Below are 13,586 nucleotides of genomic sequence, written 5' to 3' on the forward strand. Positions count from 1 at the left end.
GTTCGCCGCCCTGCTGCTTGGCGGTACGCAGATCGTCGATCCAGCCGAGTTCCTCGCCGACGACGGTCGGGTCGAGCTCGGGCTCGGCCCGGCCGCGTCCCCACCGGCGGCCCTTGGCCCGCGGATCGCGCCGCTCGTCGGGGCCGTCCGCCGGCCGCTCCGGACCACGCGCCATCACTACTGACCCCCCTCGGCGGCGTCGCTGCCGCCCTCACTCGCCCCGCTGGCCTGCTCGCCGCCGCCCACCCGGGCCCCGTTCACGGCGGCCGGGGCGCCGGCCTCCGCCCGGGTCGCCGGTGCCGGCAGCCCACGGACGATCCGGCGCAGCAGCGGCAGCCGGGTGGCCACCGCCCGCTCCGCGCCGTGCCCACTGGGCTGGTAGTAGTCGGTCCCGACGAGGTCGTCCGGAGCGTACTGCTGGGTGACCACCCCCCGGTGGTCGTCGTGCGGGTAGCGGTAGCCGGCCCCGTGCCCGAGTCCGCGCGCGCCGGAGTAGTGGGCGTCGCGCAGCCCGCGCGGCACCGGGCCGCCACGACCGGCGCGTACGTCGGCGACAGCGGCGCCGATCGCGGCGGTGGCCGAGTTCGACTTCGGCGCGGTGGCCAGGTGGATGACCGCCTGGGCCAGGTTGAGCTGCGCCTCCGGCAGGCCCACGTACTCGACCGCGTGGGCGGCGGCGGTGGCCACCGTCAGCGCGGTGGGATCGGCCATGCCGACGTCCTCGCTGGCGAAGATCACCAGCCGGCGGGCGATGAACCGGGCGTCCTCGCCGGCCACCAGCATCCGGGCCAGCCAGTGCAGCGCCGCGTCCACGTCGGAGCCGCGCATGCTCTTGATGAACGCGCTGGTCACGTCGTAGTGCGCGTCGCCGTCGCGGTCGTAGCGCACCGCCGCCACGTCGACCGCCTGCTCCGCCACGGCCAGGTCGATCCGGCCGGCGCCGAGCGCGGTCGCGGTGGCCGCGGCCGCCTCCAGCGCGGTGAGCGCCTTGCGTACGTCGCCCCCGGCGAGCCGGACCAGGTGGTCCTCCGCCTCCTCGGCCAGCACCAGCGCGCCGCCGAGGCCGCGCTCGTCGGCGACCGCGCGGCGCAGCAGCCCGCGTACGTCGTCGTCGTCGAGGGCCTGAAGGGTGAGCAGCACGCACCGCGACAACAAGGGCGAGATGACCGAGAAGTACGGGTTCTCCGTGGTCGCCGCCAGCAGCGTGACAGTACGGTCCTCGACGGCGGCGAGAAGCGAGTCCTGCTGGGTCTTGCTGAACCGGTGCACCTCGTCGATGAACAGCACCGTCGGCGGGCCGCCGGAACGCCGCTGCCGCCGCGCGGTCTCGATCACCGCGCGGACGTCCTTCACACCTGCGGTCAGCGCGGACATCGCCACGAACCGCCGGTCGGTGGCCCGGGCCACGAGATGCGCGATCGTGGTCTTGCCGCTGCCCGGCGGCCCCCAGAGGATGACCGACATCGGCGCCGCGCCCTCGACCAGCTGACGCAGCGGCGCGCCCGGTGCGAGCAGGTGCTCCTGCCCGACCAGCTCGTCGATGCCGGCCGGCCGCATCCGCACCGGCAGGGGCGAGTCCGCCCGGGCGTCGGTGAAGCCGTCGGCGCCGCTCGCGCCCGCGGGTGCTCCGGCGGGCTCGCCGAGGGTGAAGAGGGCGTCCGATTCCATCACGAGAACAGTACCGGGCCGGGCCGACGGCGCCGGAATCGCGCCGCCGACCCGACCCGGGTGGTCGTTTCCGGTCAGCCGCGACCCGGCCGCCGGCCCCGGTACCAGCGGCCGCCACCGCCGCCGCGCGGGCCGGAGCCGACGCCGGCCAGGTAGAGCGAGAGCAGCAGGAAGCCGATGAGCATGAGCGTCGAGGTGCTGAACAGATCGGGCGCGCCGAGGTCGGTGTTCATGAAGTCGAGCAGCAGCGCGAAACCGAACACGATGGCCGCGAGAATGGCGAGCATGTCGTTCCTCCGGTGGGGGTTCCCAGCAGGTCGGCGACGGATGTACCCAATCGGTCTGTTCGTCAATCTCCACCCTGGAACAGGAGATGGGCGGCCCGATACGGGCCGCGGGTGCTCGTAGGCTGGCGCAATGATCACTGTCGACGAGGCGCTGACCGGGCGCGAGGCGCTGCTCGCCGCGGCCGGCGACCACCCGTACGCCCGGCACGCGCTGCGGCACGACCAGGCCGTACGCGGATGGCGGCACGGCGGCGCGGTCGGGTGGCTGCTCCCGCCGGGCGAGTGGTCGGCCGGCGGGGCGGTCGGCGCCCCCGGCCCGGCGCTCGACGTCTTCGCCGCCCACCGGGTGGACGGGACGCTGCGAGCCGGTCAGTCGATCAACCTGCCCCACGCCGACCCGGACGAGGTGGCCGCGCGGCTGCCGGTGGCCCGGCTGATCGAGTGGGACTTCCTCTGGACCACCGCGCCGCCGCCGCACCAGCCGGAGCAGGAGCGGGTGGAGCGGCTCACCGCTGCCGACCACCCCGCCCTGACCGCGCTGATCGAGGAGGCGTTTCCGAGCACCACCTCCCGGCCGGGCGAGGCGGGCATCGTCGACTGGTACGGGATCCGCGACGGGGACCGCCTGCTCGCCTGCGGCGCGGATCGCAGCCGCGCCGACATCGGCTTCCTGGCCGGGTTGACCGTCGCACCCGGGCTTCGCGGCCGGGGGCTGGGCGCGGCGCTGACCGCCGGCATGACGGGCGCGCTGTTCGCCCGGTACGACACGGTGGCGCTGGGCGTCTACCCGGACAACCTGGGCGCGATCCGGCTCTACCGGCGGCTCGGCTTCACCGCCACCGAACGCCGCACCTCGATCAAGCTGGCCTGACGCTGCCGGCACCCGGCCAGGGCTGCGATCGGAAGCGGGCGCGTCGAACCGGTGAGTGGAACGTCATGGGTGTCAAACGGGAGCCGAGACACCCATGACGTTCCACCCGCGGGGCGGTGACCCGCACGGCGATGCCGGGAACGTTGCTGCCGACAACGCCGGCACCACTCGGCCGCCGCCGGGCGACGCCCGCCGTCGGGACGCCGGGACGCCGGGACGGCCCAACCACTGCCGGGCGACGCCCGCAGGACTCAGTCGCGGCCGGGTGACGCCGGCACGACCACCGGCCCGGGCCCGCCAGTGACGGCAGCCGCGTCCGCGCCGACGGCGGCGCCACGGTCCGCCGCGTCGAGGGGCGGCTCGGACGCCAGGCCGGCGTGGCCGGGGCCGCCGCCCGTCACCTCCGGCGTCACGTCGACCGCCGAGGGGGTACGGCGGGCGGCGCGCCAGGCCGGCAGGTAGAGCGGCGCGGCCACGGCGAGCACCACCCCGCCGACGATCATGGCGGTGCTGACGTTCGTGGCGTCGGCCAGCGCGGTGAGCGTGACCGCGCCGAGCGCGCCGGCGGCTGGCCGGCCATCGAGTTGAGCGACAGCACGCTGGTGCGGTACGGCCCCGTCGACCTGCCGGTGCAGCAGTCCCATGTGCAGCGGGTTCGACGCGCCGTGCACGGTGTAGCAGGCCAGGTACGCGATGAGGATGCCGACCGGCCCGGCCAGCAGGCCCATGCCGACCACTGTGACGCCCTGGAGGATCCGCATCAGCGCGGCGGCCGGGGCGGCGCCGAGGCGGCGCAGCAGGAACGGGGTGAGCGCGGCGCCGGCGGCGTTCGCGAGCCAGGCCGCCGTACCGGCGGGGCCGAGCAGCGCCGCGGCGCGGGCCGGGTCGTCGAGCACCTCGGCGAGGCGTACCGGCAGCAGCGACTCGAAGGTGACCATGCCGAAGCCCCAGAACAGCTCGACGGCGACCAGGGCCGCCAGCACCCGGTTTCGGCGCAGCAGCCCGACGGCCTGCCCGACCATCCGGGGCGCGTCGACCACGGAGGCGCGCAGCGCGGCCGGGCCGGACGCGGGCCGCCGCTCGGCCATCAGCGCGAGCAGCGCCACGATGGACACGGCCTGGAGCACGGCGGCGACGATCACCGGCAGCGCGAGGGCGCTGACCGGGCCGACCGGGCCGAGCGCGACGAGGCCGCCGCTGAGCAGGGCGCCGGCGCCGATGGCGACACCGATCACGGTGCCGGCCCAGCCGAGGCCGCGTTCGTACTCGGCTTTCGGGTCGGCGGCGAGCGTGGCGTCGACGTACCAGGATTCCATCGGGCCGCTGTCGAGCGCCCGGTAGACGCCCTGCAGCGCCCAGACCAGGAAGAACATCCAGAACGAGTCGGCCACCGCCATCAGCGCCAGCGAGCCGAGGCCGATGGCCCAGGCGGCGACCAGCACGGGTTTGCGGCCGAGCGCGTCGGCGAAGCCGCCGGTGGGCAGTTCCAGCGCCAGCACGACGAGGCCCTGGGCGGTGGCGACCAGGCCGATCTGGGACAGCGTGAGGCCGCGCTCCTGCATCAGCAGGATCATCACCGGCATGAGCAGGCCGCTGGGCAGCCAGCGCAGGCCGTACAGCGTGAGGTAGCGGATCCGGATCTGGCGTACGGACAGCGCGGTCACGGCTTCTCCTCGGCGGGTGGCGGGGTGGACCGGGGGAACGCCGCGTCCATCGGGAGGGCGGCGAGGTAGAGCTGCACCGTCTCGGCGTCGGGGTCGTCCGGGTCGGTCTCGTCGCGGTGCCGCTCGAAGACCGCGAAGACCTCCTCCTGGATCGCCTTGAGGCGGTCCACCGGGATGCGCATGAAGAAGTCGCCCATGCCGAACGCGTCACGCCAGGCCGGCGACCACCGGTGCCGCTGGGCGAACCAGCGTTCGGCGTGCCCGGCGAAGAAGCGGACGTAGTCCGCCTCGACCCACTCGATGGCCGCCCGCGAGTCGGGGTCGTCGTCGAAGTCGCTGGATTCCCAGCTGGTGACGTCGTGCGCGGCCCGCCAGTAGCGCTGCCGGCCGGTGCCGAGGCTCGGGTCCTCGACCACGAGGCCGACCTCGGCGAGTTGGCGCAGGTGGTAACTGGTCGCGCCGCTGTTGGTGCCGAGCGTCTCGGCGAGGGTGGTGGCGGTGGCCGGGCCCACCACGCGCAGCGCCCCGATCAGCCGCATGCGCAGCGGCTGGGCCAGCGCGCGGACCTGACGGTGGTCGATGCGTACGGTGCGCTTCTTCTCCTCCATGAGATGCACAATATCTGTGCACACTTTCCATGCACAAGATACTTGCAAAGAATCTGTGCAACTATCCGTACAGCTCGGTGATTCCGCGCAGCCGGGTCCGCAGCAGGCCCGCGGCGCGGGTGGAGTCCAGCACCACCTCGCCCGGCCGGCGCAGCCCGGCGGCGGCGATCGTGGTCGTCCGCAGCCCGCCCGTATCCACCCCGTCGTGCCGGGCCACCAGCAGCCCCAGCTCGGCGCGGCTCACCGCGTCCGGCCCGGCCACGTTCAGCAGCCCGGCGTACTCGTCCGGCACCAGCTCCAGCACCGCGGCGGCGAGGTCGGCGACGTGCACCGGGCAGCGCAGCTCGTCGGTGAACAGCGTGGCCCGCCCCGCGAGGGCCTCCCGGCAGAGCTGGATCTGCTTGCTGCCCTCCCCCACGATCAGCGACGTACGCACCAGCGCCGCGCCCGGATCGACCGCCCGCACCGCCGTCTCCGCCGCCGCCTTCGCCGCCCCGTACGCGTGCAGCGGCGTGGGCACGTCCTCGTCCGCGTACGGCGCAGGCCGCCCGGCGTGCAGCGCGTCGCTGGACAGGTGCACCAGCCGGGCGTCCACCTCGGCGGCGGCTACCGCGATGTGGGCCGCCCCGTCCGCCGTGACCGCCCAGTCGTCGTACCGGTAGGGGGTGGCGACGACCGCGTCGGGGCGTACCCGGGTCAGCAGCTCCCGCACGGCGGCGCGGTCGGTCACGTCGAGCCGGTGCGGCGCGACGCCGGGCACCGCGACGGCGGCGCGGTGGTACGTGCCGGCGACCCGGTGCCCGGCGGCGACCGCCTGCCGGCACACCTCGGCGCCGAGGAAGCCGCTGGCTCCCACCACGAGCAGGTTCATGTCGTCTCCCCCGAAGATCGAAAAAGGCCCGCGTCATCATGACGCGGGCCAGTTCCGGAAAGCGAGGATCAGACGGGGTCGGCCACCGGGGCGGCCGGGCCGGCGGTGCCGGCGTGCGGACCGGCCGGGGCCTTCGGCTTGGCGTCGATGCCGGCCTCGGCGCGCTGCTGCCCGGTGATCGGGGTGGGCGCGCCGGTCAGCGGGTCGAAGCCGCCGCGGGTCTTCGGGAACGCGATGACCTCGCGGATCGAGTCGGCGCCGGCCAGCAGCATGCAGACCCGGTCCCAGCCGAACGCGATGCCGCCGTGCGGCGGGGCGCCGTACTTGAATGCCTCCAGCAGGAAGCCGAACTTGTCCTGCGCCTCGTCGGCGGTGATGCCGAGCAGGTCGAACACCCGCTGCTGTACGTCGCCGCGATGGATACGGATCGAGCCGCCGCCGATCTCGTTGCCGTTGCAGACGATGTCGTACGCGTACGCCAGCGCCCGGTCCGGCGCGTCCTCGAACCGGTCCACCCACTCGGCGTTCGGCGAGGTGAACGGGTGGTGCACGGCGGTCCAGCCGCCCTCGTCGGTGCGTTCGAACATCGGCGCGTCGACGACCCAGCAGAACGCCCAGGCGCTCTCGTCGATCAGGTTCGACCGCTTGGCGATCTCGATCCGGGCCGCGCCGAGCAGCTCCTGCGCCTCGCGGGTGTTCGTGCTCGCGGCGAAGAAGATCGCGTCGCCGGGCTTCGCGCCGACCGCGTCGGCCAGACCGGACAGGTGCGCCTCGGACAGGTTCTTCGCCACCGGGCCGCGCGGCTCGCCGGTCTCGGCGTCCAGCACCACGTACGCCAGGCCGCGCGCGCCGCGCGCCTTGGCCCAGTCCTGCCAGCCGTCCAGCTCCTTGCGGGTCTGCGCCGCGCCGCCGGGCATGACCACCGCGCCGACGTAGCCGCCCGCGTCGATCGCGCCGGCGAACACCCGGAACTCGGTGCCGCGCAGGTAGTCGGTCAGCTCGGTCAGCTCCACGCCGTAGCGCAGGTCCGGCTTGTCAGAGCCGTACCGGGACATGGCGTCGTGCCAGGTGATGCGCGGGATCGGCCGGGCGATCTCGTAGCCGGCGAGGTCCTTCCACAGCGCCGAGACGATCGCCTCGCCGAGGTCGATCACGTCGTCCTCGGTGACGAACGACATCTCGATGTCGAGCTGGGTGAACTCCGGCTGCCGGTCGGCACGGAAGTCCTCGTCGCGGTAGCAGCGGGCGATCTGGTAGTACCGCTCCATGCCGCCGACCATGAGCAGCTGCTTGAACAGCTGCGGCGACTGCGGCAGCGCGTACCAGCTGCCCGGCTGCAGCCGCACCGGCACCAGGAAGTCGCGCGCGCCCTCCGGGGTGGAGCGGGTGAGCGTCGGCGTCTCGATCTCCAGGAAGTCCCGCTCGTGCAGCACACCACGGGCGATCTGGTTGGCCCGCGAGCGCAGCCGCATGGCCTTCGCCGGGCCGCCCCGGCGCAGGTCCAGGTAGCGGTACTTGAGCCGGATGTCGTCGCCGGCCTCGATCTGGTCGTCCACCGGCAGCGGCAGCGGCGCGGCCTCGGAGAGCACCTCCAGCGCGGACGCGGTCACCTCGACCTCGCCGGTGGGCAGGTCCGGATTCTCGTTGCCCTCGGGGCGGCGGGTCACCTCGCCGGTGACCTTGACGCAGAACTCGTTGCGCAGCGCGTGCGCGTCCTCCTCGCGGAAGACCACCTGCACGACACCGGAGGCGTCGCGCAGGTCGACGAAGATGACACCGCCGTGGTCGCGCCGGCGGGCCACCCACCCGGCGAGCGTCACCGTCGAGCCGGCGTCCGCGGCGCGCAGGCTTCCGGCATTGTGGGTACGGATCACGGCTGGCGTCTCCTCAATCTGGTCCACTCACTGCTCCCCCGCATTCTGTCAGGGCGGGCGGGCCCGCTCCCGGGCACCCGTCGAGCCGGTCCGCCCCGGCGGTGGCGAAAGCGCCGTGCGGGCCGGGTCCGGCGGTCTACCGTGGCCGGGTGCGTGCCGTACCGAGCTGGGCCGTGGTCACCGCGGCCGCCGCGCCCGCGCTGCTGGTGGCGGGCTGGACGGTCGCGGGCGCCCGCCAGGGGCCGGGGTACGACCCGGTGCGGGACACGATCAGTGAGCTGGCCGGCGAGGGCGCGACCGATCCGTGGCTGATGGGCGGCGCGCTGGTGCTGCTCTTTTGCTTTTTACGCCGCCACCGCCGCCGCGCTGCTCGCCGCCGGGCTGCCCAGCCGCTTCCTGCTCGCGGTCGGCGGGGTGGCCACCGTCGCGCTGGTCGCGTTCCCCCGCCCGCAGGTTGGTGGCTCCCCGGCGCACGGCGTGGTCGCGACGGTGGCGGTGCTCGCGTTGTCGCTGTGGCCGGCCGGGACGGCGCTGCGGCTGCCCCGCAGAGTCCCGCGCGAGGTGGCCGCCTCCCCGGCCGGCACGCCGCCGTGGGCGTTCCGCCGGCCGGTGGCGCTGGCCGTGACGGCGGCGCTGCTGGCGTTGTTCGGCTGGTCGGTGGCGGAGGTGACCGGCGGCTCCCGGACCGGGCTGGCCGAGCGGGTGGCAGCGCTCGCGGTGACGCTCTGGCCGCTGGCGGCGGTGCTGTCGGCGCGGCGGGCCCACCGGCACTGGACGGCCCGGCCGTCGGACCCGCCCCGCCCGGACGGGCCGCCGATCGGCCCGGGCCGTCTTGGAGCGGGCGCCTGAGCGGGTACGCGGAACGGGCCGCCGGTCGCCCGGCGGCCCGTTGGATGCGATGCGTGGATCAGAAGACGCTCACGCCGTAGACGCTGAGCGGCTCGGTGACCGGCTGGAAGTAGGTGGTACCGCCGGAGGAGCAGTTGCCGCTGCCGCCGGAGGTGAGGCCCAGGGCGGTGGTGCCGGCGAACAGCGAGCCGCCGCTGTCGCCCGGCTCGGCGCAGACGGTGGTGCGGATGAGACCGGAGACGCTGCCCTCGGCGTAGTTCACGGTCGCGTTGAGCGCGGTCACGCTGCCGCTCTTCACGCCGGTGGTGCTGCCGGAACGGCGGACGGACTGGCCGACGTAGGCGTTGCCGGCCGAGGTGATGTCCTGGGTGCTGCCGTTGTAGAGCGAGACGTTACCGGCCGCGTTGGCCGAGTTGCTGTGCCGGACGATGCCGTAGTCGTTGCCCGGGAAGCTGGTGCCGGTCCGGGTGCCGAGCACGGTGGTACGGCTGGAGTTGGAGTACCAGGTCGAGCCGATGTTGGTGCAGTGCCCGGCGGTGAGGAAGTAGTACGTCGAGCCGCTGCGCACGTTGAAGCCGAGCGAGCAGCGTCCGCCGCCGGCGTAGATGGCCTGGCCGCCGGAGATCCGGGTGCTCAGCACGCCCGCCTCGGCCTCGATGCGGATCGCGCCGTTGTGCCGGGCGGCGGCCGCCTTGACCCGCTCCAGCTTGGCGCCGGTGACGGTGCTGTCGACGGAGACGACGACCTGGTTCGTGGCCGGGTCGGTCCACCAGGCGGTGCCGGGGATCTTGGCGGAGCGCTCCAGCTCGCCGGTGGCGGCGTTCAGCTTGTCCGCGCCGCGCGCCACGATCTTCGGGATGGCGCCGGCGTCGCGCACCTGGCGAGCGGTGGCGGTGTCGGTCACCGTGACGATCATCTTGCCGCTGGCGTCGGCGTACGTGCCGGCCGCGCGGGCGCCGAGCTTCTCGACGAGGGTGGCGGCGGCGTCCGGCGAGAGGGCCGTGGGGGCGGCCTGCGCGGGTGCGCCGAGCAGCGAGCCGGTGACCAGGGTGCCGGCGACGGCTACTGCGGCGGCGCGGCGGAGCGTGGACCTCGTGGGTCGCATGTAACAACCTCCGAATGGGGGTGAACGGGCGCTGTCATGGGGGCGCGCCCGAGGACAACCCGGGCGACCTGGGGAAACCGCCCGGGTGCCCAAAGTATTCACACATTTAAGATCGTAAACAAGACATGGCTTTGCCCGGATTCGCACCAGCGCCCGATGTAACGCCCCAGCAACAACATCGACTCAAGGTGTCAGAGCCGGGGATCGACCCACGTCGACGTGCTGGGGGCAGGCGCGGCGAACGGTCAGGCGCGCGGGCGGTCAGGCGCGCGGGGCGGTCAGGCGCGGCGGTGGGCGCCGGGGCCGGGACGGGGCAGCACGTCGCGCGCCTCGGTGATCTCGTGCCCCTCGGCGCAGCGCAGCTCGACCCGGACCTCGGCGCCACAGTCACGATGCGCCACGCTCAGCGGGGAGCCCTCCGGGTCGGCCAGGTAGCGGTCACCCCAGCCGAGCACGGCGACGAGCACCGGCCACAGGTCCAGCCCCATCTCGGTGAGCCGGTACTCGTGACGCGGCCGGCTGCCCGGCTCCCGGTACGGCTCGCGACGCAGCACCCCGCGCTCGACGAGCATGGCGAGCCGGTTGGTCAGCACCTGGCGCGGGATGCCGGTGCGCACCCGCATGTCGTCGAAGCGGCGTACGCCGTTGAAGACCTCGCGCAGCACGACCAGGGTCCACCGCTCGCCGAGGACCTCCATGGCGCGCGCGATGGTGCAGTTCTCCACCGACCAGTCCAGTGCCGCGGGTCTCATCCGACCAGGCTAGGTCTGATTGACAGACTCAGCAACGCGCTGCCAGGCTGAGTCCATGACGCAGACGCAGGAACGCTCGCGCACGTTCACCTGGTCCGACCCGGCCGCCGGGGCCGCCCACCTGGGCCGGCGCAGCGGCCTGGAACTGATGCGGGCGATGATCGCCGGCGAGCTGGCCGCCCCGCCGATCATGCACCTCGTCGACATGTCCCGGATGGAGGCCGAAGAGGGGCGCGTCGCGGTCGAGCTGCTGCCGCAGGAGTTCCACTACAACCCGCTCGGCACGGTGCACGGCGGCGTCCTCTCCACGCTGCTGGACACCGCCGCGGCCTGCGCCGTGCACACCACGCTGCCGCCCGGGGTCGGCTACACGTCGCTCGACCTCAACGTGAAGTTCCTACGCCCGGTAACAGTCGACACCGGCACACTGCGCTGCGAGGGCACTGTGCTCCAGCGGGGCCGCCGCACCGCCCTGGCCGAGGCCCGCCTCACGGACCCCGCCGACCGCCTGGTGGCCCACGCCACCTCAACCTGCCTGATCTTCCCCCTCTCCTGACCACCGCACCCCGCGCGCGACCCCGCCGCGCCCGGCGATCTTGCGAGTGCGGCCCCCGCAGGCGCCGGTTTCGCGGCATTCGCGGGGGCCGTGAGTGCAAGATCGTGCGGGAGAGAGGGGGGGCGGGGTCAGCGGGTTGCGGCCAGGCGGGCTGCTCGGGCTGCGCGCTTCTCCTCGAAACGGGACGCCTGGGTCTCCAGCATGTCCAGGTGGGCGGCGATCTGGTCGCGGGCGGCCTCGCCGTCGGCGTTCAGACCGGTCACGTCGAACAGGTTCCACTGACGCAGCACCGGCATCACCACCTCGTCACGGTGCTGGCGCAGGTCGTAGATGCCGGCCAATGCGATCGCCACCGACTTGCGGGCGAAGCCGTCGATGCCCACGCCCGGCATCTGGAAGTTGGCCAGCACGTCGGCGACCGCCCGCATGGCCTGCGACGGGGCCAGCTCGAACGCCGCGCCGAGCAGGTTGCGGTAGAAGACCATGTGCAGGTTCTCGTCCGCCGCCACCCGGGCCAGCAGCGCCTCGCACGTCGGGTCGCCGGTGGCCCGGCCCGTGTTGCGGTGCGAGATGCGGGTCGCCAGCTCCTGGAACGACACGTACGCCAGCGAGTGCAGCATCTCCTGGTCGTGGACGTTCTGGTAGCCCGCCGACATGTGCACCATGCGGGCCCGCTCCAGCGCCACCGGGTCCACCGCCCGGGTCACCGTCAGGTAGTCGCGGATCGCCGTGCCGTGCCGCCCCTCCTCGGCGGTCCACCGGTGCACCCAGGTGCCCCACGCGCCGTCGCGCCCGAACAGGGTGGCGATCTCGTGGTGGTACGAGGGCAGGTTGTCCTCGGTGAGCAGGTTGACGATCAGCGCCGTCCGGGCCACGTCGGGCAGCGTCGAGTCCTCCGGTGACCAGGCCTCGCCGCCCAGCGGGCCGTCGAAGGTGCGGCCCTCGCTCCACGGCACGTACTCGTGCGGGAACCACTCCTTGGCCAGCGACAGGTGGCGGTCGAGGTTCTTCTCGACCACCGGCTCGAGTTCGGTGAGCAGAGCGGTCTGGCTGAGCACGGTCACGACGTTCTCCCTACGGTGGCGTAACTTACGCCACCGTAGGTCCAAACGCCTTCAGACGCCAGTGCCGGCCGGGCCGACCAGCGGCTTCAGGTCCGCCCGGGGCGGCGTCCACTCGCCCGCCGAAGCGGCCACCTGCTCACCGGAACGGATGTCCTTGACCTCGTCGCCGTCCGCGCCGGGGAACCAGACGTACGGGATGCCGCGCCGCTCGGCGTACCGGATCTGCTTGCCGAACTTGGCCGCCGACGGGGACACCTCGGTCGGCAACCGCGCGACCGCAGCGCCGCCGCGACCGCGTCACTGGCCGCCCGGTCCTCCTCGGCGGTGACCGCCACCAGCACACAGGTCGGCACCGAACGGGACACCGACAGCGCCTCGGCGCCGAAGAGCAGGCCGAGCAGCCGGGTCACCCCGATCGAGATGCCCACCCCGGGGAACCGGACGTTGCCGGAACTGGCCAGGTTGTCGTACCGGCCGCCGGAGCAGATCGACCCGAACCGCTCGTAGCCGATCATCTGCGTCTCGTAGACCGTACCCGTGTAGTAGTCCAGGCCCCGCGCGATGCGCAGGTCGGCCACGCAGAGGCCGGGCGCGTGCGCGGCGGCGGTCTCCACCACGGCGGCCAGCTCCGCGACGCCCTCGTCCAGCAGCGGATCGCTCACCCCGAGGCCGCGCACCGCGTCGGCGAAGGAGGCGTCCGGCGCGGAGATCTCGGCCAGCGACAGCACGGCCTTGGCCTGCGCCTCACTCGCCCCGGCGGTGCTCGCCAGCAGCTCCGTCACCCCGGCCGGGCCGATCTTGTCGAGCTTGTCGACGGCACGCAGCGCCGCCTCCGTGTCGGTCAGCCCGATGCCCCGGTAGAAGCCCTCGCAGATCTTGCGGTTGTTGACCTGGATACGCACCGGCGGGATCGGCAGCGACCGCAGCGCGTCACCGATGACCAGCGGCATCTCCGCCTCGTAGTGCGCCGGCAGCGTGTCCCGGTCGACGATGTCGATGTCGGCCTGGAGGAACTCCCGGTAGCGGCCCTCCTGCGGGCGCTCACCCCGCCACACCTTCTGGATCTGGTAGCGGCGGAACGGGAACTGCAGCTTGCCGGCGTTCTCCAGCACGTAGCGGGCGAACGGCACGGTCAGGTCGAAGTGCAGGCCGAGCGCGTCGTCACCGGCCGGCCCGTCGGCGTCGGCCTGCAACCGGCGCAGCAGGTACACCTCCTTCGAGGTCTCCCCCTTGCGCAGGAGCTGGTCCAGCGGCTCCACCGAGCGGGTCTCCAGCGGCGCGAAGCCGTACAGCTCGAACGTGGCGCGGATCCGGTCGAGCACGAACTGCTCGATCATCCGCTGCGCCGGCGTCCACTCGGGGAAGCCGGAAATGGGCGTGGGCTTGCTCATCACGAACTCCTTGAGAACCCGCGCGG

General features: G+C 73.7%; 11 protein-coding genes and 3 pseudogenes. 4 read left to right on the plus strand and 10 right to left on the minus strand.

Annotation, left to right across the window (positions count from 1 at the left end; translation table 11 throughout):
- Nucleotides 1-177: 177 nt before the first annotated feature.
- Both MCBG_RS08230 and MCBG_RS08235 read right to left on the minus strand, forming a co-directional pair.
- On the minus strand, nt 178-1,668 hold the full coding sequence (locus tag MCBG_RS08230; protein WP_043324963.1) for a replication-associated recombination protein A: 1,491 nt from the start codon (nt 1,666-1,668) through the stop codon (nt 178-180).
- Between the two features lie 74 nt (nt 1,669-1,742).
- Complete coding sequence (locus MCBG_RS08235) at nt 1,743-1,955, minus strand: hypothetical protein (RefSeq protein ID WP_018785054.1); 213 nt, start codon at nt 1,953-1,955, stop codon at nt 1,743-1,745.
- Between the two features lie 130 nt (nt 1,956-2,085).
- Between MCBG_RS08235 and MCBG_RS08240 the strand changes: the two genes are divergently transcribed.
- Entirely contained in the window at nt 2,086-2,826 is a 741-nt protein-coding gene (locus MCBG_RS08240) for a GNAT family N-acetyltransferase (protein ID WP_043324964.1), read from the plus strand.
- A 251-nt stretch (nt 2,827-3,077) separates the two neighbouring features.
- Here the strand turns inward: MCBG_RS08240 and MCBG_RS08245 are convergent.
- The 4 genes and pseudogenes from MCBG_RS08245 to aspS all read right to left on the minus strand — a co-directional run bounded on the left by MCBG_RS08245 (nt 3,078) and on the right by aspS (nt 7,843).
- Nucleotides 3,078-4,490: pseudogene (locus MCBG_RS08245) on the minus strand (MFS transporter).
- Complete coding sequence (locus tag MCBG_RS08250) at nt 4,487-5,098, minus strand: ArsR/SmtB family transcription factor (RefSeq protein ID WP_043324965.1); 612 nt, start codon at nt 5,096-5,098, stop codon at nt 4,487-4,489. The pseudogene MCBG_RS08245 and the gene MCBG_RS08250 overlap by 4 nt, the downstream one beginning before the upstream one ends.
- A 61-nt stretch (nt 5,099-5,159) precedes the next feature.
- Nucleotides 5,160-5,969: a sugar nucleotide-binding protein gene (locus MCBG_RS08255; protein WP_043324966.1), complete on the minus strand. Its 810-nt coding sequence runs from the start codon at nt 5,967-5,969 to the stop codon at nt 5,160-5,162.
- Between the two features lie 68 nt (nt 5,970-6,037).
- Nucleotides 6,038-7,843, minus strand: a complete 1,806-nt coding sequence (gene aspS, locus MCBG_RS08260; protein ID WP_043324967.1) for an aspartate--tRNA ligase — start codon at nt 7,841-7,843, stop codon at nt 6,038-6,040.
- Nucleotides 7,844-8,049: 206 nt separating this feature from the next.
- Between aspS and MCBG_RS35100 the strand changes: the two are divergent.
- Nucleotides 8,050-8,112, plus strand: a pseudogene (locus MCBG_RS35100) (hypothetical protein); the annotation flags it as partial.
- 112 nt (nt 8,113-8,224) lie between these two features.
- Entirely contained in the window at nt 8,225-8,692 is a 468-nt protein-coding gene (locus MCBG_RS08265; protein ID WP_369799358.1) for a DUF998 domain-containing protein, read from the plus strand.
- Between the two features lie 58 nt (nt 8,693-8,750).
- Here MCBG_RS08265 and MCBG_RS08270 read toward each other — a convergent pair whose 3' ends face one another.
- A complete protein-coding gene (locus MCBG_RS08270) occupies nt 8,751-9,797 on the minus strand; it encodes a S1 family peptidase (protein WP_043324968.1) in 1,047 nt (348 codons plus the stop codon).
- Between the two features lie 278 nt (nt 9,798-10,075).
- The gene (locus MCBG_RS08275) at nt 10,076-10,549 is read right to left on the minus strand and encodes a winged helix-turn-helix transcriptional regulator (protein ID WP_043324969.1); all 474 of its coding nucleotides are present in this window, start codon (nt 10,547-10,549) and stop codon (nt 10,076-10,078) included.
- A 55-nt stretch (nt 10,550-10,604) separates the two neighbouring features.
- Here MCBG_RS08275 and MCBG_RS08280 point away from each other — a divergent pair, with 55 nt between their 5' ends.
- Complete coding sequence (locus tag MCBG_RS08280; RefSeq protein ID WP_043324970.1) at nt 10,605-11,105, plus strand: PaaI family thioesterase; 501 nt, start codon at nt 10,605-10,607, stop codon at nt 11,103-11,105.
- 128 nt (nt 11,106-11,233) lie between these two features.
- Here the strand turns inward: MCBG_RS08280 and MCBG_RS08285 are convergent, their stop codons facing one another.
- Complete coding sequence (locus MCBG_RS08285) at nt 11,234-12,169, minus strand: acyl-ACP desaturase (RefSeq protein ID WP_043324971.1); 936 nt, start codon at nt 12,167-12,169, stop codon at nt 11,234-11,236.
- Between the two features lie 51 nt (nt 12,170-12,220).
- A pseudogene (gene hisS / locus MCBG_RS08290) lies at nt 12,221-13,560 on the minus strand (histidine--tRNA ligase).
- Nucleotides 13,561-13,586: the final 26 nt, after the last annotated feature.

It is taken from the genome of Micromonospora sp. M42, assembly GCF_000568915.1.
Taxonomy (GTDB): Bacteria; Actinomycetota; Actinomycetes; order Mycobacteriales; family Micromonosporaceae; genus Micromonospora; species Micromonospora chalcea.

Excerpts from the sequence above, each read along its gene's own strand:
- MCBG_RS08230 (WP_043324963.1), bottom strand. The coding sequence starts at position 1,668 with ATGGAATCGGACGCCCTCTTCACCCTCGGCGAGCCCGCCGGAGCACCC.
- MCBG_RS08235 (WP_018785054.1), bottom strand. The coding sequence starts at position 1,955 with ATGCTCGCCATTCTCGCGGCCATCGTGTTCGGTTTCGCGCTGCTGCTC.
- MCBG_RS08240 (WP_043324964.1), top strand. The coding sequence starts at position 2,086 with ATGATCACTGTCGACGAGGCGCTGACCGGGCGCGAGGCGCTGCTCGCC.
- MCBG_RS08250 (WP_043324965.1), bottom strand. The coding sequence starts at position 5,098 with ATGGAGGAGAAGAAGCGCACCGTACGCATCGACCACCGTCAGGTCCGC.
- MCBG_RS08255 (WP_043324966.1), bottom strand. The coding sequence starts at position 5,969 with ATGAACCTGCTCGTGGTGGGAGCCAGCGGCTTCCTCGGCGCCGAGGTG.
- MCBG_RS08270 (WP_043324968.1), bottom strand. The coding sequence starts at position 9,797 with ATGCGACCCACGAGGTCCACGCTCCGCCGCGCCGCCGCAGTAGCCGTC.
- MCBG_RS08275 (WP_043324969.1), bottom strand. The coding sequence starts at position 10,549 with ATGAGACCCGCGGCACTGGACTGGTCGGTGGAGAACTGCACCATCGCG.
- MCBG_RS08280 (WP_043324970.1), top strand. The coding sequence starts at position 10,605 with ATGACGCAGACGCAGGAACGCTCGCGCACGTTCACCTGGTCCGACCCG.